The sequence below is a fragment of the Caenimonas terrae genome, assembly GCF_042655405.1.
In the GTDB taxonomy this organism is placed as follows: domain Bacteria; phylum Pseudomonadota; class Gammaproteobacteria; order Burkholderiales; family Burkholderiaceae_C; genus Ramlibacter; species Ramlibacter terrae_A.
Window position 1 is genome coordinate 307,645 of the sequence record NZ_JBHSMF010000015.1, and the last position, 24,771, is coordinate 332,415.

Genomic DNA, 24,771 nt, shown 5'->3' on the forward strand with positions numbered 1-24,771 from the left:
GGCCGGACCGGGCCGATCGGGGCCCTGGCCGGGCCGCAGGCCGGAATCATTAGAATCGTGGATCTCTGCCTTCATAGGTTGCCAGCGTTTTGCCAGACTCCAGCGCCATCACTCACTTGACCTTGCCACCCAACAGGGGACTGGCAACCCTCACGGTTTCAATCGTCAGCCACGAGCACGACCTGTGGATCGCAAAGCTCATGGCCCAACTTTGCGAAGTGCATGGCGGCCTCATTGCGCACGTGGTCCTGACCCACAACCTGCGGGCCGAACCGGTTCCCACGCCGGCGATCGGCTGGCCGTTCAAGCTGACGCAGGTGTTCAACGAGTCGCCGGCGGGTTTCGGCACCAACCACAACCGCGCCTTCGAGCTGTGCCGCACGAACTTCTTCTGCGTCCTCAATCCGGACATCGAGCTTTGCGATGCTTCGGTCTGGCCGCGGCTGCTGCAATGCATGTCCGATTCCCAGGTCGGCTGCGCCTACCCGTCCCTGCTCAATGCCGACGGCACCCGCCAGGAAAACGAACGCGAGGTGGTCACGCCGATGGCGCTGGTGCGCCGCCACCTGCTCAAGAACCCGCAGCGCCGCGCCGATTGGGCCAGCGCCGCCTTCTGGCTGGTGTCGGCGCGGGCCTGGCGCAGCATCGGCGGCTTCGACGAGAGCTATTACATGTACTGCGAGGACGTGGACTTCTGTCTGCGCCTGCAGATGGCCGGCTGGAAGCTCGCGCGTGCCGACGCCACCGCGGTGCACGACGCCGGATGGAGCAGCCGCCGGCTTGGCGCCTACCTGGTCTGGCATCTGAGCAGCCTGGTGCGGCTCTGGATGCAGCCGACGCTGCGCCGTTACCTGTCCTGGCGTGTCAACGGGGCTTGACGCCCGGAGGGCGCTGCAAAAGGCGCGACAATAGCGCCGGATGCTCTTTCTTGTAATTTTGTGTTTGGCGTGCGCCTGTGTCGCAACGGCCCTTCTGGTGCGCTTCAGCGCAGAGCATGCCCGTCAATACGGCCTCGGTGTTCCCCAGCGTTTCCATTTCGGCCACGTGCCGCGCCTTGGCGGCGCGGCGATGCTGGCGGGCTGCTCGCTCGGCTGGGGCTGGATGGCGCTGTCGGGCCCGCTGGGGCTGAGCAACCAGATCCGCATCAGCGGCTGGATGGCGCTCATCTTGTGGGTCGTGATGACCATCCCCACAGTCGGCGGCATCATCGAGGACCTGACGCAGCGCCTTGGGCCGCGCTTTCGCCTGCTGCTCACCGGACTGGCGGCGGTCATCGCGGTGAGCATGCTCGGGCTCGCTGTGCCGAGCCTGGGTCTGCCCGGCATCGACGACCTCTGGCTGGCCCATCCCTGGCTGGGGATGGCGCTGGCCATCTTCGCCATCACCGGGCTGCCGCACGCGTTCAACCTGATCGACGGCTACAACGGGCTGGCCGGGCTGGTGGCCCTGATCTGCTGCCTGGCCGTGGCGTATGTCGCGCTCCAGGTCGGTGACCGGCAACTGGCGGGCCTGGTGCTGTCCCTGGCCGGAGCGACGGCCGGCTTCCTGCTCTGGAACTACCCGCGCGGACTGATCTTTGCCGGTGACGGCGGGGCCTACCTGTGGGGCGTCGTGATCGCCATGGCCTGCGTGATGCTGGTGCAGCGCCATCCGCAGGTCTCGCCGTGGTTCCCGGCGCTGCTGCTGATCTACCCGGTGTGGGAAACGGTGTTCTCGATCTGGCGCAAGGCCACCCGTGGCGTTTCGCCCGGCGTGGCCGACGCCTTGCACTTCCACCAGCTGATCTACCGGCGCATCGTGCGCGAAGTCTTCCACGACGACGAGTCGCGCCGCATGCTGATGCGCAACAACCGCACCTCGCCCTACCTGTGGGGCTTCGCACTGCTGACCGTGTGTCCTGCCGTCATGTTCTGGAACCACACCTACGTGCTGATGGGGTTCACGCTGCTGTTCGTGGTGTCGTACGTGTTTGCGTACCGCACCATCGTGCGCTTCCGCGTCCCGCGCTGGCTCAGGCGCTAGGGCAGCGGTGCCTGCCGCGCATGCGGCACAATTTGGCCATCCACGCATCCTCACGAGGACCCATGACAGCGCTTCCTTCCATTGCGCCGCGCGACAAGGCCGAAATCCTGGCCCAGGCGCTGCCCTATATCCGCAAGTTCCATGGCAAGACCATGGTGATCAAGTACGGCGGCAACGCCATGACCGATCCCGAACTGCAGGCGGACTTCGCCGAGGACGTGGTGCTGCTCAAGCTGGTCGGCATGAACCCGGTGGTGGTCCATGGCGGCGGGCCCCAGATCGAGCAGGCGCTCAACCGCCTGGGCAAGAAGGGCGAGTTCATCCAGGGCATGCGCGTGACCGACGACGAAACCATGGAAGTGGTGGAGTGGGTGCTGGCCGGCCAGGTGCAGCAGGACATCGTCGGCCTGATCAACCAGGCCGGCGGCAAGGCCGTGGGCCTGACCGGCCGCGACGGCGGCATGATCCGGGCCCAGAAGCTCAGGATGGTGGATGCCAACGACCCGAACAAGCAGCACGACGTCGGCCAGGTCGGCGACATCGTGACCATCGACCCGAGCGTCGTGATCGCGCTGCAGGACGACCAGTTCATCCCCGTCATCAGCCCGATCGGCTTCGGCGAGGACAACGAGAGCTACAACATCAACGCCGACGTCGTCGCCGGCAAGCTCGCCACGGTGCTGCAGGCGGAAAAGCTGTTGCTGCTGACCAACACGCCCGGGGTCCTGGACAAGAGCGGCAAGCTGCTGACCGACCTCACGGCCCGCGAGATCGACGAATTGTTCGCGGACGGCACCATCTCCGGCGGCATGCTGCCCAAGATCAGCGGCGCGCTCGACGCCGCCCGCAGCGGCGTCAACTCGGTCCACATCATCGACGGCCGCGTGCCGCACTCGCTGCTGCTGGAGATTCTCACCGAGCAGGCCTACGGGACCATGATCCGGTCGTTCTGACGCGCCGGCGGGGTAAGCGCGCACTTGGACGCCGGGGCGCTTGCCGGGCCGCGGGAAAACCCCAGAGTGGGCTGTGCGAGAATTGCCGCCACACCTCTTGCCCACCCAATGCCCGACTCGCAGCTGAGCACCCCAGAGCCTCTTCCCGAAGCGGAAAGCGCCGCCGCGCCGGTCCGCAAGCGCCCCAAGCCGGGAGAGCGGCGCGTGCAGATCCTGCAGGCGCTGGCCACCATGCTGGAACAGCCCGGCGCCGAGCGCATCACGACCGCGGCGCTGGCCGCGCGGCTGGAGGTGAGCGAGGCGGCGCTGTATCGCCACTTCGCCAGCAAGGCCCAGATGTTCGAGGGGCTCATCGAGTTCATCGAGCAGAGCGTCTTCACCCTGGTCAACCAGATCACCGAGCGTGAAAGCGTCGGCGCCGCGCAGGCGGCCAAGATCGTGACCATGCTGCTGCAGTTCGCCGAGAAGAATCCGGGAATGACGCGGGTCATGGTGGGCGATGCGCTGGTGTTCGAGAACGAGCGGCTCCAGCAGCGCATGAACCAGTTCTTCGACAAGATCGAAGCCACGCTGCGGCAAAGCCTGCGCACCGGCGCGGAAAGCGATGCAGCGACGCCGAGCGCGGACGCCCAGGTCAAGGCATCGATGCTGACCAGCTTCGCGGTCGGGCGGCTGCAGCGATTCGCCCGCTCGGGCTTCCGGCGGATGCCGTCCGAGCATCTCGAGGCCAGCCTCGCGCAGATGCTCTAGGGCCCGGCGCCGATGTTGGAAACCCGGCTGGCGGGCGAATCGGTCGCGCTCCATCCGAGCGGCGCGATGGTCCTGGAAGCACGCCGCACCCTGCTGATCGCCGATGCCCACTTCGGCAAGGCGGTGAGCTTTCGCCGGCTGGGCGTGCCGGTGCCGCGCGGCACCACCACCGACAACCTGGACCGGCTCAGCGCCCTGGTGGCGGACAGCGGCGCCCGGCGCATCGTGTTCCTGGGCGACTTCCTGCATTCGCGCCGTTCCCATGCCGCCGGCACGCTGGCGGCGATCGGCCGCTGGCGCGAGGCGCACGCGGACCTGGAATTGACGCTGGTGCGCGGCAACCACGACGACCGGGCCGGCGACCCGCCGTCCAGCTTCGGCATCGAAGTGGTCGACGAACCGTTGCCGGTGGGCCCGTTCGCGTTGTGCCACCACCCCAGGCCGATCGCCGGACGCTACGTGCTGGCCGGCCACTGGCATCCCTGCATCAGCGTCAGGGGCCGCGCCTTCGAGCGGCTGCGGCTGCCCTGCTTCTGGTTCGGCGACGACAGCGGGGCCCGGCCGGCGCATGCCGTCGGCGTGCTGCCCGCATTCGGCGCATTCACCGGCATGCACGGCATCGAGCCGCGCGCCGGCGACCGCGTCTTCCCGGTGGCGGGGGATGTGGTGCGCGCTCTGCCGTGAAGAAGCCTCAGCCGCGCCGTCCTTGATCGACGGGATTGGCCTTCGATGCGTCGGGCGCCCGGGTCAGGTCCGGGATGCCGCTGTCATGCGACGCTGACGCCAACCTTCCGCCCGGCCGCGACGATCTCCGCCCAGGTGTGCCCGTCGACGGCGACGCCATCGCGCTCCCGGCTCTTGCGCGCCTCGCGCTCCGGCTCGCCGGCGATGCGCACCGCATCGAAGCCGGGCGCCGGCGGGCTGCGCCGGAGCCAGTCGACAAAGGCCAGCGTTTCCTGCTCGAAGGCGCGCTGCGTGCCCAGTCGCTTCGGATCGATCAGGATGACGAGCATGCCGTTGATCACCGCCTTGGCGTTGTCGGCCTGCCGGTGCCAGGTGCCGCTGCCGGTGAGGGCGCCGCCGAGCAATTCGCACGCAACGGCCATTCCGTACCCCTTGTGCTCGCCGAAGGGCATCAACGCGCCGAACAGGCCGGCGCCCGGACCCCCGTCGGACTGCGGCACCACCACCACGCCCGGGTCGTTGGTCGGCCGGCCGTGCTGGTCGATCAGGTAGCCGTCGGGCACCCGCCTGCCTTCGTTGTGGGCGACGCGCATCTTGCCCTGCGCCACCCGGCTGGTGGCGAAATCGAGCACGAAAGGCTCGCGGCCCGCAATCGGCACGCCGATGCAGCAGGGGTTGGTGCCGAACCGGCCGTCGCCCCCGCCCCATGGCGCGACCACCGGCCGCGACAGCACGTTGACGAAATGGATCGCCACCAGGCCCTGGGCCACGGCCATCTCCGCGAAGTGGCCGATGCGTCCCAGGTGGTGCGCGTTGCCCAGCGCGAGGATGCAGCTGCCCAGCTCGGTCGCGCGCGCGATGGCCATCTCCATGGCCTGCACGCCGACGATCTGGCCGTAGCCACGCTGGCCGTCCAGCGTCAGCAGGCTGCCGGCGTCCAGCTGCACCTTCGCGCTGGAATTGGGAATGAGGCCGCCCTCCAGCACCGCATCGACATAGCGCGGGATCATGCCGACGCCGTGCGAGTCGTGGCCGCTGAGGTTGGCGAGCACCAGGTTGGCGGCGACCTGCTGCGCTTCGTCCGGCAGGCTGCCGGCGCCGATCAGCACCGCCGCGCATTGCTCGCGCAGTGCCTGGGGCTGGAGCAATTTGTTGTCCATCGAATGTTCCTTCACGTCACATCACCGCGCCGACTTGCCACGGCACGAACTCGTTCTGGCCGTAGCCATGCTTCTCGCTCTTGGAGGCCTCGCCGGAGGCGGTGGCCAGCACCAGCTCGAAGATCCGCCGGCCCATCTCGGCGATCGTGGCCTTGCCGTCGATGATCTCGCCGCAGTTGATGTCCATGTCCTCTTCCTGCCGCTGCCACAGCGCCGTGTTGGTCGCCAGCTTCAGCGAAGGCGAGGGCGCGCAGCCGTAGGCCGAGCCGCGGCCGGTGGTGAAGCAGATCATGTTGGCGCCGCCCGCCACCTGCCCGGTGGCGCTCACCGGGTCGTAGCCCGGGGTGTCCATGTAGACGAAGCCGTGGGCCTTCACCGGTTCGGCGTATTCGTACACCGCCTCCAGGTTGGTAGTGCCGCCCTTGGCGACGGCGCCCAGCGATTTTTCCAGGATCGTGGTCAGGCCGCCGGCCTTGTTGCCGGGCGAGGGGTTGTTGTTCATCTCGCCTTCGTTGACCTCGGTGTAATGTTCCCACCAGCGGATGCGCTCGATCAGCTTCTCGCCCACCTCGCGCCGGATGGCGCGGCGGGTCAGCAGGTGCTCGGCGCCGTAGATCTCCGGGGTTTCCGACAGGATGGCGGTGCCCCCGTGCGCCACCAGCAGGTCGACCGCCGCGCCCAGCGCCGGGTTGGCGCTGATGCCCGAATAGCCGTCGGAGCCGCCGCACTGCAGGCCGATGGTGATGTGCGAGGCGCTGCACGGCTCGCGTTTCACCGCATTCGCTTTCGGCAGCATCTCCTTGACCAGCGCGATGCCCTTTTCCACCGTCTTGCGGGTGCCGCCGGTGTCCTGGATGTTGAACACCTTGAGCGTGTCGCCTTCGCGCAGGCTGCTGTGCGCCAGCCAGGCGTTGATCTGGTTGGCTTCGCAGCCCAGGCCCACCACCAGCACGCCCCAGAAGTTGGCATGGGTCGCGTAGCCGGCCAGCGTGCGCTCCAGGATCTGCATGCCCATGCCCTCGGTGTCCATGCCGCAGCCGGTGCCGTGCGTCAGCGCCACCACGCCGTCGACCATCGGGTAGTCCGCCAGCGCCGCCGGATTGGTCTGGCGCGAGAAATGGTCCGCGATCGCGCGCGCCGCGGTGGCGGAGCAGTTCACGCTGGACAGGATGCCGATGTAGTTGCGTGTCGCCACCCGGCCGTCGCCGCGCTTGATGCCCATGAAGCTGGCCTCGCGCTTGGCGGTTGGCGGCTTGACGTCGGCGCCGAAGGCGTAGTCGCGGGCGAAGTCGCCGCCGTTGGGGCCGACGCCGAGGTTGTGCGTGTGCACGTGCTCGCCGGCGGCGATCGGCTTGCTGGCGAAGCCGATGATCTGGTTGTAGCGGCGCACCGGCTCGCCCTGCGCGATGGCGCGGGTCGCCACCTTGTGGCCGGGCGGGATCAGGCCCTTGATGGTCACGTCCTGCGCCACCGAGCCGCCGACCAGCTGGGTGCGCGCGATCAGGACGTCGTCTGCCGGATGGAGCCGGATGAATGGAGTCATGCCTGTCCTTTCATGAACTGTTGGCGCGGCGCCAGCTCGCGCTGTAGCGGGTGTACGCCTTCTTGAGGTGGGATTGCATCGCGGAGCGCGCCGCGCCGGCGTCATGGGCGCGAATCGCCTCCAGCACCGCCGTATGTTCGCCCAGGGCCGCCTTCCATGACGCCGGATTCTCGAAGTGGTCGCCCAGGCGCTCGAACAGCGCCCCGCTGCGCGCCCGCCAGTAGCCGTGGACGGTGTCGCGCAGCACTTCGTTGCCGCAGGCCAGGGCCACGGCCGTGTGGAAGGCTTCGTCGCCCGCGCGCGGGGCCAGGCCGGCACCGGCCTGGTCCTGCATCTGGGCCAGCGCCTGCGCGATGGCGGCGACCTGGGACTTCTTCGCGTTGCGGGCGGCGAGCGCGGCCACTTCGCCTTCCACCAGTTCGCGCGCCCGCATCAGTTCCAGCGGGCCCCATTCGGCCAGGTCGCGGGCGGCGGCGGCGCGCGCCTTGCCGGCGCGGGTGGCCGGCTGCACGACGTAGATGCCGGAGCCGGTGCGCACGTCCACCACGTCTTCCACCTCGAGCGCGATCAGCGCCTCGCGCACCGTCGGCCGGCTCACGCCCAGTTGCCGGGCCAGGTCGCGCTCGGCCGGCAGGCGGCTGCCCGGCTGGAACTCGCCGCTGGCGATCAGCGAGCGCAGCTGCTCGGCGATCTGCCGGTAAAGGCGTTGCGGTTCGACGGATTGGAGCGGCACGATTCGCCTTAAGGGTTAGCCAGAATTGGCCAAGTGGCCTGACCAATTATAGTGAGCGACATCCCCGCCGCCGGCATCCGGCAAAACCCTCGCCGGGGTGTCCACTGGAGCAAGCATGAGACTGGAAGGAAAGACCGCCCTCGTCACGGCCGCGGGGCAGGGCATCGGCCGGGCCAGCGCGCTCGCGCTCGCCGCCGAAGGCGCGCAGGTCTGGGCCACGGACCGCGACGCCAGGCTGCTGGAGTCCTACCGGGGCGTGCCGCGCATCGAGGTCGCGGCGCTGGACGTGCTGGACAAGGCCGCGATCGGCAAGCTGGTCGCCGGCTTGCCGCCGCTGGACGTGCTGTTCAACTGCGCCGGCGTCGTGCACAACGGCACCGTCCTGGAGGCCACCGACGCCGACTGGGATTTCGCCTTCGACCTTAACGTGCGCTCGCAGTTCTGGATGATCCAGGCCGCGTTGCCGGCCATGCTGGCCAAGGGCGGCGGCAGCATCATCAACATGGCCAGCGTCTGCGGCAGCCTCAAGGGCCTGCCCAGCCGCTTCATCTACGGCAGCTCGAAGGCCGCGGTGGTGGGCCTGACCAAGAGCGTCGCCGCCGATTTCGTCGGCCGCGGCATCCGCTGCAATGCGATCGCGCCGGGTACGGTGGACACGCCCTCGCTGCAGGACCGCATCAACGCCTACGAAGACCCGGTGCAGGCGCGCCAGAACTTCATCGCCCGCCAGCCGATGGGCCGGCTGGCCCAGGCCCACGAGATGGCGCCGCTGGTGGTGTTCCTGGCCAGCGACGAATCGGCTTTCGTCACCGGCCAGGTCTACGCCAACGACGGCGGGATGACGATATGAACCAGCTCGATTTCAAGGGCCGCCATGCGGTGGTCACCGGCGGCGCCACCGGCCTGGGCTACGCGATCGCCCAGCGGCTGATCGCGTCCGGCGGGACAGTGACGCTGTGGGACCGCGACGAGGCGGGCGCGCAGCGCGCGGCCGGCGAGCTGGGCGGCGGCACGCGGGCGGTCGGGGTGGACGTCGCCCGGCATCCGTCGGTGCAGGCGGCGGTGCAGGCCACGCTGGCGAATGCGCCGCGCATCGATGCGCTGGTCAACAGCGCCGGCATCACCGGCCCCAACACCAAGGTCTGGGACTATCCGGTGCAGGCCTGGAGCGACGTGTTCGCCGTCAACGTGCACGGCCTGTTCCACTGCTGCCGCGAGGTGGCGCCGCTGATGCGGGCGCAGGGCTGGGGCCGCATCGTCAACATCGCCTCGGTGGCCGGCAAGGACGGCAATCCCAACGCCAGCGCCTACAGCGCCAGCAAGGCAGCCGTGATCGCGCTGACCAAGTCGCTGGGCAAGGAACTGGCGGACACCGAAGTGCGCGTGAACTGCGTGACGCCGGCGGCGGTGAAGACCGCGATCTTCGACCAGATGAGCGCCGAGCACATCGCCTTCATGCTGTCCAAGATCCCGATGGCGCGCTTCGGCACGCCGCAGGAAGTGGCCGCAATGGTGGCCTGGCTGTGCACCGACGACTGCTCGTTTTCGACCGGCGCGGTGTTCGACCTGTCGGGCGGCCGCTCGACGTATTAGATTCCCGCTATCGACCAACAACTAGGAACGCAATGAAACTCGTCCGCTATGGCAACCCCGGCAAGGAAAAGCCCGGCCTGATCGATTCCGAAGGCCGGCTGCGCGACCTCAGCGCAGTCGTGCCCGACCTCGGCCCGGCGCAACTGGGCAGCGTCATGATGGCGCGCATCCGCAAGCAGAACCCCGAGAAGCTGCCGCTGGTGCGCGGCAAGCCGCGCTTCGGCTGCCCGGTGGCCAGCGTCGGCAAGTTCATCGCCATCGGCCTGAACTTCGCCGACCACGCGGCGGAGGCGGGCGCGCCGATCCCGAAGGAGCCGGTGGTGTTCATGAAGGCCACCAGCTGCATCCAGGGACCGAACGACCCCGTGATGCTGCCGCGCGGTTCCACCAAGAGCGACTGGGAAGTGGAGCTGGGCATCGTCATCGGCGAGCGGGCGCGCTATGTGTCCAAGAAGGATGCGCAGGCTCATGTGGCCGGCTACTGCATCGTCAACGACGTCAGCGAGCGCGAGTACCAGCTCGAACGCGGTCCGCAGTGGGACAAGGGCAAGGGCTGCGACACCTTCGGCCCGATCGGCCCGTGGCTGGTCACGCCCGACGAGATCGAGAACGTCCAGCGCCTGGGCATGTGGCTGGACCTCAATGGCAAGCGCATGCAGACCGGCAACACGCGCACCATGATCTTCGACTGCGCCAAGCTGGTGAGCTATGTCAGCCACTTCATGACGCTGATGCCGGGCGACATCATCACCACCGGCACGCCGCCGGGCGTGGGCCTGGGCATGAAGCCGCCGCTGTTCCTGAAAAAGGGCGACGTCATGACGCTGGGAATCGAGGGGCTGGGCGAGCAGCGGCAGGACGTGGTCGGCTTCAAGGCCTGAGGCTCTTGCCCGGGCCCGGTGTGGGGCCTTGGAGCCCGCCAGGGAACTCTTTTTCCCCGGTGGGCTCTGACATGCACAGGAGAAATTGATTGCGCATCCGGGTCGGCGCGTTCCTCATTCGCGCGCGGCCCGGCGCGGCTCCGGCTGCGTGGATACCTCTCCTGGGCCGGTATGCTGTCAACTCCAGGCATCCCGGTCCTCACCCCCGAAAGCGTTCCGCCTCGGGGGTTTTTTTTGCGCCGCCCCTATGCAATGCGCATCGACTCGTGCAAAAATAGCACGATCGTTCGTTTTTATCCCTTCACCGCAAGATCATGTCCGTCACCGACCTGCCCCTGAAGCCCCCACGCGGCAGCGACCGCGATGGGCGCGGCCTGCAGAAAGGCCAGCAGACCAAGGCGGCCATCGTCGACGCCGCGCTGAGCGTGGCCACCCAGGTCGGGCTCGAGGGCCTGTCGATCGGCGCGCTGGCCGAGGCCACGCAAATGAGCAAATCGGGCGTGTTCGCCCATTTCGGCTCGCGCGAGGAACTGCAGATCTCGGTCATCCGCGAGTACCACCGCCGCTTCGAGCAGGAGGTGTTCTATCCCGCGATGAACGAAGCGCGCGGACTGCCGCGGCTGCGCGCGATGTTCGCCAACTGGATGCAGCGCACCTCGATCGAGATCGATTCGGGCTGCCTCTACATCAGCGGCGCGGTGGAGTTCGACGACCGCGAAGGCCCGGTGCGCGACGCCCTGGTCACGTCCGTCATGACCTGGCACGGCGCCCTGCGGCGCGCCATCCAGGCGGCCCGCGAACTGGGCCACCTGCGCGCCGACGTCGATGACGACCAGATGCTGTTCGAGATCCACGGCCTGATCCTTGCCCTGCATTACGAGGCGCGCTTCCTCAAGCATCCCGGCGCGATCGCCCGCGCCAACGCCGGCTTCGACCGCATCCTGCGGCAGTACGGCGCGCCGGCGCCCGACGCGCCCAAAGCCCGATCCACCAAGACCCAATCCTCCAAGGAGTGACCCATGCCCGTTTACAACCCGCCCCTGCGCGACATGCAGTTCGTCATGCACGAGGTGCTCAAGGTCGGCGATGAATACAAGGCCATGCCCCGGCATGCCGAAGTGGACGCCGAAACCGTCAATGCCATCCTCGAGGAGGGCGGCAAGTTCGCCAGCGAGGTCGCGTTCCCGCTGAACATCAGCGGCGACGAAGAGGGCTGCACGCTCAACCGCGAGACGCACGAGGTGACGCCGCCCAAGGGTTTCAAGGAGGCCTACGCCAAGTACGTCGAAGGCGGCTGGCCGGCGCTGTCGTGCGACCCCGACTACGGCGGCCAGGGCCTGCCGATCACGGTGAACCAGTGCATCTACGAGATGCTGAACAGCGCCAACCAGGCCTGGACCATGTACCCGGGCCTGTCGCACGGCGCCTACGAGGCGCTGCACGAGCACGGCACCGACGCGCAGAAGAAGATGTACCTGCCCAAGCTGGTGAGCGGGGAATGGACCGGCACCATGTGCCTGACCGAGGCGCACTGCGGCACCGACCTGGGCCTGCTGCGCACCAAGGCCGAACCGCAGGCCGACGGCACGTACAAGCTGACCGGCAACAAGATCTTCATCAGCGCCGGCGAGCACGACATGGCGCAGAACATCGTGCACCTGGTGCTGGCGCGGCTGCCGGATGCGCCGCAGGGCAGCAAGGGCATCTCGCTGTTCGCGGTGCCCAAGTTCAACGTCCAGGCCGACGGCTCGCTGGGCTCGCGCAACCCGATCTACTGCGGCGGCCTGGAGCACAAGATGGGCATCCACGGCAACGCCACCGCGCAGATCGTGCTGGATGGCGCGGTCGGCACCCTGGTGGGCCAGCCGAACAAGGGGCTGCCTGCGATGTTCGTGATGATGAACGCCGCGCGGCTGGGCGTGGGCAACCAGTCGCTGGGCCTGACCGAAGTGGCGTTCCAGAACGCGCTGGCCTACGCCAAGGACCGGATCCAGATGCGCTCCCTGTCCGGTGTCAAGGCCAAGGACAAGCCGGCCGACCCGATCATCGTCCACCCCGACGTGCGCAAGATGCTGCTGACCGCCAAGGCCTATGCCGAAGGCGGGCGGGCGCTGAACCTGTACTGCGGGCTGCTGATCGACCGCGAGCTGCACCACCCCGACGAGAAGGTGCGCAAGGACAGCGCCGAACTGGTCGCGCTGCTCACGCCGATCGTCAAGGCCTTCCTGACCGACAACGGCCACATCGCCACCAACGCCTGCATGCAGGTGTTCGGCGGCCACGGCTACATCAGGGAATGGGGCATGGAGCAGTTCGTGCGCGACAACCGCATCAACATGATCTACGAAGGCACCAACACCATCCAGTCGCTGGACCTGCTGGGACGCAAGGTGCTGGGCAACAACGGCGCGACGCTCAAGAAATTCGGCAAGCTGGTCGCCCAGCTGGTGGAAGAAGAGGGCGTCAACGAGAAGATGGCGGAGTTCATCAACCCGGTCGCCTATCTCGGCGACCAGATGACCAAGTTCACCACCGAGCTGGGGTTCAAGGGCTTCCAGGACCCGGACGAAGTGGGCGCGGCCGCCGTGGACTACCTGCGCGTGGCCGGCCACCTGGTGTTCGGCTATTTCTGGGCGCGGATGGCGCAGGTCGCGCTGCGTGAAATCGCGGCCGGCAACACGGATCCCTTCTACCAGGCCAAGCTGCAGACCGCGCGTTTCTATTTCGCCAAGCTGTTCCCCGAGACGGCGATGCTGATGCGCACTGCCCGCGGCGGCGCCAGGGTGCTGATGGACACGGACGAGGCGCTGGCGTGAAGCGCACCGTCGCCGCCTGTGTGTTGCTGCTGTCCGGAGCCGCTGCGTTCGCGCAGATGTCGCCGGTGGGCCTGTGGCGCAACCTCGACGACAAGACCGGCGAGGCCAAGGCCGAGATCCGCATCACCGAGACCGGCGGCGCGGTCAACGGCCGCATCGAGAAGCTGCTGCGCAAGAACGCCAAGCCCGACGAGAAATGCGTCGAGTGCCGCGACGAACGCAAGGACCAGCCGATGGTCGGCCTGGAGATCATCCGCGGCGCCAAGAAGGCCGAGGGCAAGGAGGTCTGGGAGGACGGCAAGATCCTCGACCCGGAAAACGGCCGCGAGTACCGCCTGCGCCTGACGCCGGTCGACGGCGGCCGCAAGCTCGACGTGCGGGGCTCGTTCGGCCCGTTCGGCCGCACCCAGACCTGGGTCCGCGTGCAGTAAAGATTTGGAAGAAGAAACATGTCCCGTTTTCAAGTGAAGAAGGTCGCCGTGCTCGGCGCCGGCGTGATGGGCGCGCAGATCGCCGCCCACCTCGTGAACGTCAGGGTGCCGGTGGTGCTGTTCGACCTGCCGGCCAAGGAAGGGCCCAAGAGCGGCATTGCTCTCAGGGCCATCGAGGGGCTGAAGAAGCTCAAGCCCTCGCCGCTGGGCGTGGCGGACGACGCGGCGCTGATCGTGCCGGCCAATTACGAAGAGCACCTCACGTTGCTCCAGGACTGCGACCTGGTCATCGAGGCCATCGCCGAGCGGATGGACTGGAAGCTGGACCTCTATCGCAAGATCGCGCCCTTCGTGGCGCCGCACGCGATCCTCGCCTCGAACACCTCCGGCCTGTCGATCACCAAGCTGAGCGAGGCGCTGCCTGAGGAAATGAAGCACCGCTTCTGCGGCATCCACTTCTTCAACCCGCCGCGCTACATGACGCTGGTGGAACTGATCGCCACCCCCAGCACCGAGCCGCAGATCCTGGACGACCTGGAGACCTTCGTCACCAGCGGCCTGGGCAAGGGCGTGGTGCGGGCCAAGGACACGCCCAACTTCATCGCCAACCGGATCGGCATCGCCGGCATGCTGGCCACGATGAAGGAAGTAGAGAAGTTCGGCCTGACCTACGACGTGGTGGACGACCTGACCGGCAAGAAGATGGGCCGCGCCAGCTCCGGCACCTTCCGCACCGCGGACGTCGTCGGACTGGACACGATGGCCCACGTGATCAAGACGCTGCAGGACACGCTGGACGAGAAGAGCGATCCCTTCTATTCCAGCTTCGCCACTCCCGCGGTCCTGAAAGAGCTGCTGGAGAAGGGCAACCTGGGCCAGAAGACCAAGGCCGGTTTCTACAAGAAGGTCGGCCGCGACGTGCTGCGCTACGAGCTGGAAAGCGGCGAGTACGTGCCCGGCGGCCAGAAGGGCGACGAGGTGTACGCGCGGATGCTCAAGAAGCCGGCGGCCGAGCGGCTGAAGCTGCTGCGCAACGCCGAAGGCGCGCAGGGCCGGTTCCTGTGGGCCATCCTGCGCAACAGCTTCCACTACGCCGCCGTCCATCTGGCATCGATCGCCGACACGGCGCGCGACGTCGACTTCGCGATGCGCTGGGGCTTCGGCATGAAGCAGGGCCCGTTCGAGCTGTGGCAGGAAGCGGGCTGGCTGCAGGTGGCCAACTGGATCAAGGAAGACATCGCCGCCGGCAAGACGCTGTCGAATGCGCCGCTGCCGGACTGGGTGTTCAGCGGCCCGGTGGCAGAAGCCGGCGGCGTCCATACCCCGGCCGGCTCCTTCAATCCGACCAGCAAGCAGTTCGAGCCGCGCCGCCAGCTGCCGGTGCACGAGCGCCAGCTGTTTCCGGAGTCGGTGCTGGGCAGCAATGCGCAGCGTTTCGAGACCGCCGGCAAGACGCTGCATGAGGACGCAGGCATCCGCCTGTGGACGCTCGACGACGAGGTCATCATCGCCAGCATCAAGACCAAGATGCACGCCATCAGCCCCGAGGTCTGCGAAGGCCTGATGGCCGCGGTCGACATGGCGGAAAAGGGCTACCAGGGCCTGGTGATCTGGTCCGGCGACGAGCCGTTCAGCGTCGGCGCCGACCTGCAGTCGATGCTGCCGGCCTTCATGGCGGTGGGTGTGGCCGCCATCGAGGACGCCGAGGGCTTCATGCAGCAGACCATGCTGCGCCTGCGCTATGCGGCCGTGCCGGTGATCTCCGCAATCCGCGGCATGGCGCTGGGCGGGGGTTGCGAGACCGCGGTCTATTCGTCGCGCCGCGTCGTTGCGATGGAGAGCTACATCGGCCTGGTGGAAGTCGGCGTGGGCCTGGTGCCGGGTGCCGGCGGCCTGACCTACATCGCGCGCCGCGCCGCCGAGACCCAGGCGCTGACGACGCACAAGGACCTGCTGCCCTTCCTCACCGAGGGCTTCACCGCCGCGGCGATGGCCAAGGTCGGCACCAGCGCGCTCGAGTCGCGCAAGCTGGGCTACCTGCTGGAGAGCGACATCGTCGTTCCCAACAAGGACGAATTGCTGTTCGTCGCGATCAACGAGGCCAGGGCGATGGCCACGGCCGGCTACCGGCCGCCGCTCAAGCGCCTGTTCCCGGTCGCCGGCCGCAGCGGCAAGGCCACCATCCAGGGCCAGCTGGTGAACATGCGCGACGGCGGCTTCATCAGCCGGCACGACTTCCACATCGCGTCGCTGATCGCCGATGTCGTCACCGGCGGCGACGTCGATGCCGGCACGCTGGTGAGCGAGGAGTACCTGATGGCGCTGGAGCGCAAGGCCTTCTGCTCGCTGATCGTCAATCCCAAGACCCAGGAGCGGATCCTGGGGATGCTGAGCACCGGCAAGCCGGTGAGAAATTAACGACTTTGCGGGACAGGCCAGGAATCGCGGCGCGATGCTGCTCCGTCCCCAACCGATCAAGGATCCCATGAAGCAACTCCAAGAAGCCTACATCGTTGCCGCCACCCGCACGCCGATCGGGCGCTCCCACCGCGGCTACTTCCGCAACACGCGGCCGGACGACCTGCTGGCGATGACGCTGCGGGCCGCGCTGGCGCAGGTGCCGGGGCTGGACCCCAACGCCATCGAGGACATCGTCTGCGGCTGCGCCATCCCCGAAGCGCAGCAGGGCCTGAACGTGGCGCGGATCGGCGCCGTGCTGGCCGGCCTGCCCAAGAGCGTGGGCGGCATCACGGTGAACCGCTTCTGCGCCTCCGGCCTGTCGGCGGTGCAGATGGCGGCCGACCGCATCCGCGTCGGCGAGGCCGACGTGATGATCGCCGCCGGCACCGAGAACATGAGCATGGTGCCGATGATGGGCAACTCGCCCTCGCTGTCGCCCACCATCTTCTCCAACCCGGACGACATCGAGAGCTACGGCATCGCCTACGGCATGGGCCTGACGGCGGAGAAGGTGGCGCAGCAGTGGAAGGTCTCGCGCGAAGCCCAGGACGAATTCGCCTACCGCTCGCACATGAAGGCAATCGCGGCGATGAAGGCCGGCGAGTTCGCCGACGAGATCACGCCGATCGACGTGCAGGAGCGCTCGGTCGACCTCGCGTCGGCCCAGGTGAGCATCAAGAGCCGCACCGTCAACCTCGACGAAGGCGCGCGGCCCGACACCACCGTGGAAGGCCTGTCCAAGCTCAAGACGGTGTTTGCCGCCCGCGGCTCGGTCACGGCCGGCAACAGCTCGCAGACCTCCGACGGCGCCGGCGCGCTGGTCCTGGCCAGCGAGGCGGCGATCAAGCGCTTCGGCCTGACGCCGCTGGCCCGCTTCGTCAGCTACGCCAGCCGCGGCGTGCCGCCGCACATCATGGGCATCGGCCCGATCGAGGCGATCCCGGCGGCGCTGCGCTCGGCCGGCCTGAAGCAGGACGACATCGACTGGATCGAGCTGAACGAAGCCTTCGCCGCGCAGTCGCTGGCGGTGATCAACACGCTGGGGCTGGACCCGTCCAAGGTCAACCCGATGGGCGGGGCGATCGCGCTCGGCCACCCGCTGGGCGCGACCGGCGCGATCCGCTCGGCCACGGTGGTGCACGCGCTGCGGCGCAAGAACCTCAAGTACGGGATGGTGACCATGTGCGTCGGCATGGGGCAGGGCGCGGCCGGCATCTTCGAGCGCCTCTGAGCGCGGGGACGGCATGACAACCGCCAGTCCGTTCGACCAGGCCATCGCGCTGCAGCCGCAGGCGGACGGCAGCTTCCTGGGACACACCAGCGCCGCCTACGGCAACATGGTGGGGCCCTTCGGCGGCGTGACGGCGGCGCAGGCGCTGAACGCCGTGCTGCAGCATCCGCAGCGGCTGGGCGACCCGATCGCCCTGACCGTCAACTTCGCCGCGGCGCTGGCCGACGGACCGTTCACCGTGCTCGCCAGGCCGGCGCGCACCAACCGCTCGACGCAGCACTGGGTGATCGAGGTGCAGCAGCAGGGCGAAGCGGTGCTGACCGGCACCGCCTTCTTCGGCCTGCGGCGCGAGACCTGGAGCGCCGACGAACACGCCATGCCGCCAGTGCCGGCGCCTTCGGCGGTCAGCCTGGCGCAGAACCCGCCCCGCGTGGAATGGGTCAGGCGCTACGAGATGCGCTTCGTCGAGGGCGCGATCCCCACCGAGTGGGACGGCAAGGACCAGGGCATCAGCCGCACCCGCCTGTGGCTGCGCGACGCGCCGCCGCGGCCGCTGGACTTCGCCTCGCTGACTGCGCTGGCGGACGTGTTCTTCCCGCGGGTCTGGCGGCGCCGGCCGGTGCTGGTGCCGATCGGCACCGTGTCGATGACCGTGTATTACCACGCCGACCAGGCCCAGCTCGCCGCCACCGGCAGTGGCTACCTGCTGGGCCAGACCCAGGCCCAGGCCTTCCGCAACGGCTTCTTCGACCAGACCGCGCAGCTGTGGAACGAGGCCGGCGAGCTGCTGGTGACCACCCACCAGGTCGTCTACTACAAGGAATAGCCATGGCCGCGGACAAGGTCGCCCTGATCATCGGCGCCGGCGACGCCACCGGCGGCGCGGTGGCGCGCCGCTTCGCGCGCGAGGGCTACACCGCCTGCGTCACGCGCCGCAGCCTCGACAAGCTGCAGCCGCTGCTGGAGCAGATCCGCGCAACCGGCGGCAAGGCCGAAGGATTCGCCAGCGACGCCCGCAAGGAAGAAGAAGTGGTGGCGCTGGTGGAGCAGATCGAATCCACGGTCGGCCCGATCGAAGTGCTGGTGTTCAACATCGGCGCCAACGTGCCCTCCAGCATCCTCGACGAAACGGCGCGCCGGTACTTCAAGGTCTGGGAGATGGCCTGCTTCGGCGGTTTCCTCAACGGCCGCGAGGTGGCAAGACGGATGGTGGCGCGGCCCGGCGACGGCCCCAAGGGCACGATCATCTTCACCGGCGCCACCGCGTCGCTGCGCGGCTCCGCCAACTTCGCTGCGTTCGCCGGCGCCAAGCACGCCTTGCGGGCGCTGGCCCAGAGCATGGCGCGCGAGCTCGGCCCGCTCGGGGTCCACGTCGCCCATGTGGTGGTGGACGGCGCGATCGACACGGAGTTCATCCGCAGCAACTTTCCTCAGCGCTACGCGATGAAGGAGCACGACGGCATCCTGAACCCGGAGCACATCGCCGACAGTTACTGGTACCTGCACACCCAGCCGCGCGACGCCTGGACCCACGAGCTGGACCTGAGGCCATGGACGGAGAAATTCTGATGACCACGACCGTTGAATTCTTCTTCGACGTCGGCAGCCCGGCCGCCTACCTCGCATGGACGCAATTGCCCGTGCTGCGCGGGGAGTGTGCCGCCGGCATCGAGCTCAAGCCGATGCTGCTGGGCGGCGTGTTCCAGGCCACCGGCAACCAGTCGCCGATGATGGTGCCGGCCAAGGGCAGCTACATGCAGCAGGACCTGGCCCTGCATGCGCAGCATTACGGCGTGCCGTTCCAGCACAATCCGCATTTCCCGATCAATACGCTGACCCTGATGCGCGGCGCCACGGCGCTGCAGCTGCGGCAGCCGGAGCGCTTCGCCGACTATGTGGACGCGGTGTTCCGCGCGATCTGGGTCGATGCGAAGGACATGAACGATCCGCAGGTCGTGGCGGCCGTCCTGGGCCAGGCGGGCTTCGACGCGGCCGCGCTGCTGGCGCAGGCCGCCGATCCGGCCGTCAAGGAGCGGCTCAAGCAGCTGACGCAGGAGGCGGTGGCGCGCGGCGTGTTCGGCGCGCCCACCTTCTTCGTCGGCGACCGCATGTTCTGGGGCCAGGACCGACTCGATTTCGTCAAGCAAGCACTGAAGGCACCGATATGACCACCGACATCCTCACCCATGCCGAAGCCGGCGTGCTGACCATCACGCTGAACCGCCTCGCGCGCAAGAACTCGATCACCTCCGCCATGTACGGTGCGATGGCCGATGCGATCGACCACGCCGCGGCCGATCCGTCCCTGCGCGTGGTGCTGATCCAGGGCCACGAGACGGTGTTTTCCGCCGGCAACGACATCGGCGATTTCCAGAGCAAGCCGCCGGCCGGCCAGGACTCGCCGGTGTTCCGCTTCCTGCGCGGCATCGCCACCTTTCCCAAGCCGCTGGTGGCGGCGGTGTGCGGTCCTGCCGTCGGCATCGGCACCACCATGCTGTTCCACTGCGACCTGGTGTACGCGGGCGACAACGCCGCCTTCTCGATGCCGTTCGTGAACCTGGGCCTGTGCCCGGAGGCGGCCTCCAGCCTGCTGGTGCCGCAGATGATGGGATACCACCGCGCCGCCGAGGCCCTGCTGCTGGGCGAGCCGTTCATGGCGGAAGCGGCGCTGGAAGTCGGCCTGGTCAACCGGGTGGTGCCGCCGACCGAGGCCAACGGCGTGGCGCGCCTGGTGGCGCTCAAGCTGGCGGCCAAGCCGCAATCCGCGCTGGCGGAGACCAAGCGGCTGATGAAGAAGAACGCCCAGCCGGCGGTGCTGCAGCAGATGGCGGACGAAGGAGTGAGCTTCGCCCGCATGCTGGGCGAGCCGGCGGCCAGGGAGGCCTTCGGCGCCTTCATGGACAAGCGCAAGCCCGATTTCTCCGGGCTGTGAAGCGGAAGGGGCCGCGGGTTTTCGGCTGATCTGCCACGGCCAGGCCGCTTTGCTGTAAGGCATTGCGCCGCTTTTGGCTTCTATGTTCGGTAGCCAACATACACGACTGCCCAGTCTCCTTAGGCTGTCCTGATTGCAGGTAGAGGGCGGGCGTTCCGGCCTCCAGCGATCCGACGCCCGGGGAACCCATGTCGCCAATCCGAATCTTTCCGCTCGCGCTGCTGGCACTGGCCCAGGCCGCGCTGGCGCAGCAGCCGCCCTCCGCCGGCGGGCAATTGCAGCAGATCCCGCCGGCGCCGCCCGCGCCCCGGGCGCCGCCCGAAATCCGGATCCAGCAGCCGGATGCGCCGGCCTCCGCCGCGGCGGACCAGGCCAGGATCAAGGTGGGCGCCCTGCGCGTCAGCGGCTCCCGCGTGTACTCGGAGCCGGAGCTGGTCGCCATCGCGGGCTTTCGCCCCGGCAGCGAGTTGTCGCTGTCCGAGCTGCGCGAGATGGCGGCCCGCATCACGGCCCATTACCGGTCGCACGGCTATTTCGTCGCCCTGGCCTACCTGCCGCAGCAGCAGATCCGGGACAACGTGGTGACCATTGCCGTCTCTGAAGGCCAGTACCGCAACGTCACCGTCAACAACACCAGCAATCTGTCCGACCGCGTGGTGCGCGGCGGCCTCGCCGGCATCGGCAGCGGCGATCCCATCCTGCTGGAGCCGCTGGAGACCCGGCTGCTGGTGCTGTCTGACCTCCCGGGCGTGAAGGTCCGCTCCACCCTGGTGCCGGGCGAATCGGTCGGCACCTCGGACCTGCTGGTGGACGTCACGCCGGGCAATCGCATTTCCGGCAGCGTCGATGCCGACAACGCCGGCAATCCGTACACCGGGCAATGGCGGGTCGGGGCGACGCTCAACGTCAACAACCCGCTGGGGCTGGGCGACGTGGCCGGCCTGCGCGTGCTGACCTCCGGCGAGGGGCTCAAATATGCCCGCGCTTCCTACCAGCTGCAGCTCGGACGCGGCCAGGTGGGCGTCGCCTACAGCAAGCTCGATTACCGCCTGGGCAAGGAATTCGAGAGCCTGGGCGCCCACGGCACCGCCGAAATCGCCAGCGCATTCGCCCGCTACCCGCTGCTGCGCTCGCGCAATGCCAGCCTGTACGCGCAGCTGGGGTATGACGCCAAGAGATTCCAGGACCGCATCGACGCGGTCCCGTCCGTGACCGACAAGCGGGCGCAGGTCTGGACCGCCAGCCTGTACGGCGACCAGACCGACAGCCTCGGCGGCGGCGGCCAGACTGCCTACGGGCTCAGCCTGTCGTCCGGCACCATCGACATCCAGACGCCGGGCGCGCTGGCGGTGGATGCGGCCACGGCGCGCAGCAATGGCCGCTTCAACAAGCTGGCATTCAATGCCAGCCGCTCCCAGTCGCTGGGCGGACCGTTCTCCCTGTACGGCGCGATCAACGGCCAGCTGGGTTCGAAGAACCTGGACGTGTCCGAGAAGATGGAACTGGGCGGGATGTATGCCGTGCGCGCCTATCCCGAAGGCGAAGCCTACGCCGACGAGGGTTACGTCGTGACCGTCGAAGGCCGGATGCTGCTGCCCCGGTTCTCGCCCGGGCAGCCGGGCAGCCTGCAGGCCGTCGCCTTCGTCGACGCCGGCAGCGTGCGGACCAACCACACGCCCTGGAGCGCCGGCGACAACCGCCGCACGCTGAGCGGCGCCGGCGTCGGCCTGGTGTGGAGCGATCCGGGCAATTTCACGGTGCGCGGCTACTACGCGCACAAGCTGGGCAGCGAAAAGGCGATGTCCTCGCCGGACCGTTCCGGCCGCTTCTGGGTCCAGGGCGTCAAGTACTTCTGAGAGAACACCATGCATCGCAGTCAATCCATTTCCCAGTCGCCGTTCGCGCTTCGCACCCTCGCGGTGTCGCTGGTGCTCGCCTTCGGATCCGCCGCCCACGCAGGCCCGGTCGGCGGCGTGCTCGCGGCCGGCGGCGCCTCCATCGCGACCGCCGGCGGCAAGACCACCATCACGCAGACCACGCAGAACGCGGCGATCAACTGGCAGAGTTTCGGCATTGCCGCCGGTGAGAGCGTGCAGTTCGCCCAGCCCAATGCCAGCTCGGTGGTCCTCAACCGCGTGCTGGGCTCGGACCCGTCGGCGATCCTGGGCGCGCTGTCGGCCAACGGCAAGGTGTTCCTGATCAACCCCAACGGCGTGCTGTTCGGCACCGGCGCCACCGTCAACGTCGGCGGCCTGGTGGCATCCACGCTGGGCATGACCGACGCCGACTTCATGGCCGGCCAGTACAAGTTCTCCGGCGCCGGCGGCGGCACGGTGGTGAACCAGGGCAGCATCCAGGCCGACGGCGGCTTCGTCGCCTTGCTCGGCACCAGCGTCAGCAACCAGGGCGCGATCTCCGCGCGCCTGGGCAGCGTGGCGCTGGCGGCCGGCAACGCCGTCACGCTCGACGTGATGGGCGGCGGCCTGCTGAACGTGAAGGTCGACGAAGGCGCGGTCAACGCGCTGGTGCGCAACGGCGGACTGCTGCAGGCCGACGGCGGCCGGGTCGTGATGACCACGCAGGCGGCCGGCAGCCTGCTGTCCACCGCGGTCAACAACACCGGGGTGATCCAGGCCCGGACCATCGCCAACCGCGACGGCACCATCATGCTGCTGGGCGACATGGCCAGCGGCACGGTGAGCGCCGGCGGCACGCTGGACGTCTCGGGCGCGGGCGCCGGCCAGAGCGGCGGCAGCGTCACGCTGACGGCCAACCATGTCGGCCTGTTCGGCGCGCAGGTCGATGCCTCGGGCGCGGCCGGCGGCGGCACGGTGCTGGTCGGCGGCGACTACCAGGGCAAGAACGCCGCGGTTCCGAACGCCTCCGCAACCTACATGAGCGCCGATTCGAGCATCGCGGCCGGCGCCACCGGCAGCGGCAACGGCGGCAAGGTGGTGCTCTGGTCCAACGATTCGACCCGCGCCTACGGCAGCATTGATGCGCGCGGCGGTGCGCAGGGCGGCAATGGCGGACTGGTGGAAACCTCCGGCCACTGGCTGGACGTGGCGGGCATCAAGGTCAACGCCGGCGCCACCAGCGGCCGCAACGGCAACTGGCTGCTGGACCCGGCCGACGTGACCATCTCCTCCGCCGCGACCACCAACGGCGCGATCATCGCCGGCGTCTTCACGCCCGCGGCCGGCGCCAGCACGGCCAACGTGAACGTCGCGGAGATCGTCGGCGACGCCGCCCACGGCCTGACCGGCGGCACCAACATCACCATCAGCACCGCCAACAACGGCACCGGCAGCGGCGACATCACGGTGGCGGCGCCGATCACCTGGGTGCGCACCGCCCCGGGCCCGGCAACGACGCTGACCCTGAACGCGATCCGCGACGTCAACCTGAACCAGGCGATCACCACCTCCTTCGGCAACGTGGTGGTGTGCTGCGGACGGGACGTCAACATCAAGGCTGCGATCACGACCACCCATGGCAGCGTCCTGCTCAGCGGCGGCAACAACGTCACCTTGAACGTGGGCGCGGCGCTGACGACCACCGACGGCAACATCGCCATGTGCGCCGGCAACGACGTCAACGTCATGGCCAAGATCACCCTCAATCGGGGCACGCTGACCGCCGACCAGAGCCTGGGCCTGCCCTTCGGCCTGCTGCTCAGCGCAGGCACCAATGGCAACGGACCGGGGGCCGGCGCCGGCACCGTCAATTTCCCGCCCGGCACCCCGCCGGCCGCCATCACGGATGCAGCCGTCACCGTCCGCTACAACCCGGTGTCGTATGCGGCGCCGACCGACTACGGGACGGCCGTGTTCTTCACCCGCGTCAACAGCCCGATCGACCAGCGCATGCTGGTGTTCCCGACCGGCGACAAGGCCTTCGACGGCTCGACGGCCACCACGCTGGGCTCCCTCAAGAACTCGCCGCCGGGCGTGATCCTGGTGGCCGGCGGCGCCGCCGTGGCGAATTTCGACACCGCGGCTGAGGGTTTCAACAAGACCATCACCTTCAGCGGCTACACCCTGGGCGGGCCGAACGCCGCCAACTACGACTTCGCCCGCACCTGTTGCGGCCCGATCGTGACGCGCTCGACGGGCAACATCGTGGCCGCCGTCGTGATCCCGCCGCCGCCGCCACCGGCGCCCGCTCCGACCCCGGCGCCGACGCCAGCCCCGACGCCAGCGCCGACGCCGGCACCGGCGCCTGTTCCCGCTCCCACCCCGGCACCGGCTCCGGTGCCGGCCCCGGCACCGACCCCTGCGCCGCCGGTCGCGCCGCCCGTCTCCGTCCCCGGACCGAGCGCGGTTGTCCTGCCATCGACGCTGCCCTACATCACGGTGGCTTCCACGCCGCCGGCGCCGGCGCCGTCGCCGGCGACGCTGATCGTGGTGCAGGCGCCGGTGCCCCCGCCCGTGACGCTGTACGTTCCGCCGCCGGTCGCCCCGCCGGCGCCCGTCCCGGTCGTCGAGCGCACCCCGCCGGCCGCCGTGCCCGTGCCGGCACCCACGCCGGTGCCTTATGTCGCTCCGGTGCGCGCGCGCCGGGCGTTCCGCAACTAGGCCCG

The 24,771-nt window shown here is 68.8% G+C and carries 22 protein-coding genes; 19 read left to right on the forward strand and 3 right to left on the reverse strand.

The window, feature by feature from the left end:
* Positions 1–200: 200 nt before the first annotated feature.
* The 5 genes from ACFPOE_RS23475 to pdeM all read left to right on the forward strand — a co-directional run bounded on the left by ACFPOE_RS23475 (position 201) and on the right by pdeM (position 4,409).
* Complete coding sequence (locus ACFPOE_RS23475; protein WP_376852770.1) at positions 201–878, forward strand: glycosyltransferase family protein; 678 nt, start codon at positions 201–203, stop codon at positions 876–878.
* 40 nt (positions 879–918) lie between these two features.
* Entirely contained in the window at positions 919–2,022 is a 1,104-nt protein-coding gene (locus ACFPOE_RS23480) for an MraY family glycosyltransferase (RefSeq protein ID WP_376852771.1), read from the forward strand.
* A 62-nt stretch (positions 2,023–2,084) separates the two neighbouring features.
* The gene (gene argB / locus ACFPOE_RS23485; RefSeq protein WP_376852772.1) at positions 2,085–2,975 is read left to right on the forward strand and encodes an acetylglutamate kinase; all 891 of its coding nucleotides are present in this window, start codon (positions 2,085–2,087) and stop codon (positions 2,973–2,975) included.
* Positions 2,976–3,083: 108 nt separating this feature from the next.
* Complete coding sequence (slmA, locus tag ACFPOE_RS23490; protein WP_376852773.1) at positions 3,084–3,725, forward strand: nucleoid occlusion factor SlmA; 642 nt, start codon at positions 3,084–3,086, stop codon at positions 3,723–3,725.
* A 12-nt stretch (positions 3,726–3,737) separates the two neighbouring features.
* Positions 3,738–4,409, forward strand: a complete 672-nt coding sequence (gene pdeM, locus ACFPOE_RS23495; RefSeq protein ID WP_376852774.1) for a ligase-associated DNA damage response endonuclease PdeM — start codon at positions 3,738–3,740, stop codon at positions 4,407–4,409.
* An 83-nt stretch (positions 4,410–4,492) separates the two neighbouring features.
* On the opposite strand, the gene ACFPOE_RS23500 is transcribed toward pdeM, so the two are convergent.
* From ACFPOE_RS23500 to ACFPOE_RS23510, 3 genes are read right to left on the reverse strand one after another with little or no spacing between them, the layout of a single operon-like run.
* Positions 4,493–5,569, reverse strand: coding sequence for a malate/lactate/ureidoglycolate dehydrogenase (locus ACFPOE_RS23500; protein WP_376852775.1), 1,077 nt, complete (start codon positions 5,567–5,569; stop codon positions 4,493–4,495).
* 16 nt (positions 5,570–5,585) lie between these two features.
* Positions 5,586–7,112, reverse strand: a complete 1,527-nt coding sequence (locus tag ACFPOE_RS23505; protein ID WP_376852776.1) for a UxaA family hydrolase — start codon at positions 7,110–7,112, stop codon at positions 5,586–5,588.
* Between the two features lie 10 nt (positions 7,113–7,122).
* Positions 7,123–7,845 carry a FadR/GntR family transcriptional regulator gene (locus tag ACFPOE_RS23510; RefSeq protein WP_376852777.1) on the reverse strand — a complete coding sequence of 241 codons (723 nt, stop codon included), beginning with the start codon at positions 7,843–7,845 and terminating at the stop codon, positions 7,123–7,125.
* Positions 7,846–7,960: 115 nt separating this feature from the next.
* Here ACFPOE_RS23510 and ACFPOE_RS23515 point away from each other — a divergent pair, with 115 nt between their 5' ends.
* From ACFPOE_RS23515 to ACFPOE_RS23580, 14 genes are all read left to right on the forward strand, one after another.
* Positions 7,961–8,695, forward strand: a complete 735-nt coding sequence (locus ACFPOE_RS23515) for an SDR family oxidoreductase (protein WP_376852778.1) — start codon at positions 7,961–7,963, stop codon at positions 8,693–8,695.
* Positions 8,692–9,438, forward strand: coding sequence for an SDR family NAD(P)-dependent oxidoreductase (locus tag ACFPOE_RS23520; protein ID WP_376852779.1), 747 nt, complete (start codon positions 8,692–8,694; stop codon positions 9,436–9,438). Before ACFPOE_RS23515 ends, ACFPOE_RS23520 begins: the two co-directional genes overlap by 4 nt.
* Before the next feature lie 32 nt (positions 9,439–9,470).
* Positions 9,471–10,319: a fumarylacetoacetate hydrolase family protein gene (locus tag ACFPOE_RS23525; protein WP_376852780.1), complete on the forward strand. Its 849-nt coding sequence runs from the start codon at positions 9,471–9,473 to the stop codon at positions 10,317–10,319.
* A 314-nt stretch (positions 10,320–10,633) separates the two neighbouring features.
* Complete coding sequence (locus ACFPOE_RS23530) at positions 10,634–11,335, forward strand: TetR/AcrR family transcriptional regulator (protein ID WP_376852781.1); 702 nt, start codon at positions 10,634–10,636, stop codon at positions 11,333–11,335.
* A 3-nt stretch (positions 11,336–11,338) separates the two neighbouring features.
* Positions 11,339–13,135 (forward strand): acyl-CoA dehydrogenase C-terminal domain-containing protein, encoded by a 1,797-nt coding sequence (locus ACFPOE_RS23535; protein WP_376852782.1) that lies wholly within the window; start codon positions 11,339–11,341, stop codon positions 13,133–13,135.
* 56 nt (positions 13,136–13,191) lie between these two features.
* A complete protein-coding gene (locus tag ACFPOE_RS23540) occupies positions 13,192–13,566 on the forward strand; it encodes a DUF2147 domain-containing protein (protein ID WP_376852858.1) in 375 nt (124 codons plus the stop codon).
* An 18-nt stretch (positions 13,567–13,584) separates the two neighbouring features.
* Complete coding sequence (locus ACFPOE_RS23545) at positions 13,585–15,984, forward strand: 3-hydroxyacyl-CoA dehydrogenase/enoyl-CoA hydratase family protein (RefSeq protein ID WP_376852783.1); 2,400 nt, start codon at positions 13,585–13,587, stop codon at positions 15,982–15,984.
* Positions 15,985–16,051: 67 nt separating this feature from the next.
* A complete protein-coding gene (locus tag ACFPOE_RS23550; RefSeq protein WP_376852784.1) occupies positions 16,052–17,257 on the forward strand; it encodes an acetyl-CoA C-acyltransferase in 1,206 nt (401 codons plus the stop codon).
* 13 nt (positions 17,258–17,270) lie between these two features.
* Positions 17,271–18,083, forward strand: coding sequence for an acyl-CoA thioesterase (locus ACFPOE_RS23555; protein WP_376852785.1), 813 nt, complete (start codon positions 17,271–17,273; stop codon positions 18,081–18,083).
* 2 nt (positions 18,084–18,085) lie between these two features.
* Positions 18,086–18,826, forward strand: a complete 741-nt coding sequence (locus ACFPOE_RS23560; protein WP_376852786.1) for an SDR family oxidoreductase — start codon at positions 18,086–18,088, stop codon at positions 18,824–18,826.
* Entirely contained in the window at positions 18,826–19,425 is a 600-nt protein-coding gene (locus tag ACFPOE_RS23565) for a 2-hydroxychromene-2-carboxylate isomerase (protein WP_376852787.1), read from the forward strand. The genes ACFPOE_RS23560 and ACFPOE_RS23565 overlap by 1 nt, the downstream gene beginning before the upstream one ends.
* Positions 19,422–20,189, forward strand: a complete 768-nt coding sequence (locus ACFPOE_RS23570) for an enoyl-CoA hydratase (RefSeq protein WP_376852788.1) — start codon at positions 19,422–19,424, stop codon at positions 20,187–20,189. Before ACFPOE_RS23565 ends, ACFPOE_RS23570 begins: the two co-directional genes overlap by 4 nt.
* 188 nt (positions 20,190–20,377) lie before the next feature.
* The gene (locus ACFPOE_RS23575) at positions 20,378–22,045 is read left to right on the forward strand and encodes a ShlB/FhaC/HecB family hemolysin secretion/activation protein (protein WP_376852789.1); all 1,668 of its coding nucleotides are present in this window, start codon (positions 20,378–20,380) and stop codon (positions 22,043–22,045) included.
* Positions 22,046–22,054: 9 nt separating this feature from the next.
* On the forward strand, positions 22,055–24,766 hold the full coding sequence (locus ACFPOE_RS23580; protein ID WP_376852790.1) for a two-partner secretion domain-containing protein: 2,712 nt from the start codon (positions 22,055–22,057) through the stop codon (positions 24,764–24,766).
* Positions 24,767–24,771: the final 5 nt, after the last annotated feature.

Excerpts from the sequence above, each read along its gene's own strand:
- ACFPOE_RS23475 (WP_376852770.1), top strand. The coding sequence starts at position 201 with ATGGCCCAACTTTGCGAAGTGCATGGCGGCCTCATTGCGCACGTGGTC.
- ACFPOE_RS23480 (WP_376852771.1), top strand. The coding sequence starts at position 919 with ATGCTCTTTCTTGTAATTTTGTGTTTGGCGTGCGCCTGTGTCGCAACG.
- argB (WP_376852772.1), top strand. The coding sequence starts at position 2,085 with ATGACAGCGCTTCCTTCCATTGCGCCGCGCGACAAGGCCGAAATCCTG.
- slmA (WP_376852773.1), top strand. The coding sequence starts at position 3,084 with ATGCCCGACTCGCAGCTGAGCACCCCAGAGCCTCTTCCCGAAGCGGAA.
- pdeM (WP_376852774.1), top strand. The coding sequence starts at position 3,738 with ATGTTGGAAACCCGGCTGGCGGGCGAATCGGTCGCGCTCCATCCGAGC.
- ACFPOE_RS23500 (WP_376852775.1), bottom strand. The coding sequence starts at position 5,569 with ATGGACAACAAATTGCTCCAGCCCCAGGCACTGCGCGAGCAATGCGCG.
- ACFPOE_RS23505 (WP_376852776.1), bottom strand. The coding sequence starts at position 7,112 with ATGACTCCATTCATCCGGCTCCATCCGGCAGACGACGTCCTGATCGCG.
- ACFPOE_RS23515 (WP_376852778.1), top strand. The coding sequence starts at position 7,961 with ATGAGACTGGAAGGAAAGACCGCCCTCGTCACGGCCGCGGGGCAGGGC.
- ACFPOE_RS23520 (WP_376852779.1), top strand. The coding sequence starts at position 8,692 with ATGAACCAGCTCGATTTCAAGGGCCGCCATGCGGTGGTCACCGGCGGC.
- ACFPOE_RS23525 (WP_376852780.1), top strand. The coding sequence starts at position 9,471 with ATGAAACTCGTCCGCTATGGCAACCCCGGCAAGGAAAAGCCCGGCCTG.
- ACFPOE_RS23530 (WP_376852781.1), top strand. The coding sequence starts at position 10,634 with ATGTCCGTCACCGACCTGCCCCTGAAGCCCCCACGCGGCAGCGACCGC.
- ACFPOE_RS23535 (WP_376852782.1), top strand. The coding sequence starts at position 11,339 with ATGCCCGTTTACAACCCGCCCCTGCGCGACATGCAGTTCGTCATGCAC.
- ACFPOE_RS23540 (WP_376852858.1), top strand. The coding sequence starts at position 13,192 with ATGTCGCCGGTGGGCCTGTGGCGCAACCTCGACGACAAGACCGGCGAG.
- ACFPOE_RS23545 (WP_376852783.1), top strand. The coding sequence starts at position 13,585 with ATGTCCCGTTTTCAAGTGAAGAAGGTCGCCGTGCTCGGCGCCGGCGTG.
- ACFPOE_RS23550 (WP_376852784.1), top strand. The coding sequence starts at position 16,052 with ATGAAGCAACTCCAAGAAGCCTACATCGTTGCCGCCACCCGCACGCCG.
- ACFPOE_RS23555 (WP_376852785.1), top strand. The coding sequence starts at position 17,271 with ATGACAACCGCCAGTCCGTTCGACCAGGCCATCGCGCTGCAGCCGCAG.
- ACFPOE_RS23560 (WP_376852786.1), top strand. The coding sequence starts at position 18,086 with ATGGCCGCGGACAAGGTCGCCCTGATCATCGGCGCCGGCGACGCCACC.
- ACFPOE_RS23565 (WP_376852787.1), top strand. The coding sequence starts at position 18,826 with ATGACCACGACCGTTGAATTCTTCTTCGACGTCGGCAGCCCGGCCGCC.
- ACFPOE_RS23570 (WP_376852788.1), top strand. The coding sequence starts at position 19,422 with ATGACCACCGACATCCTCACCCATGCCGAAGCCGGCGTGCTGACCATC.
- ACFPOE_RS23575 (WP_376852789.1), top strand. The coding sequence starts at position 20,378 with ATGTCGCCAATCCGAATCTTTCCGCTCGCGCTGCTGGCACTGGCCCAG.
- ACFPOE_RS23580 (WP_376852790.1), top strand. The coding sequence starts at position 22,055 with ATGCATCGCAGTCAATCCATTTCCCAGTCGCCGTTCGCGCTTCGCACC.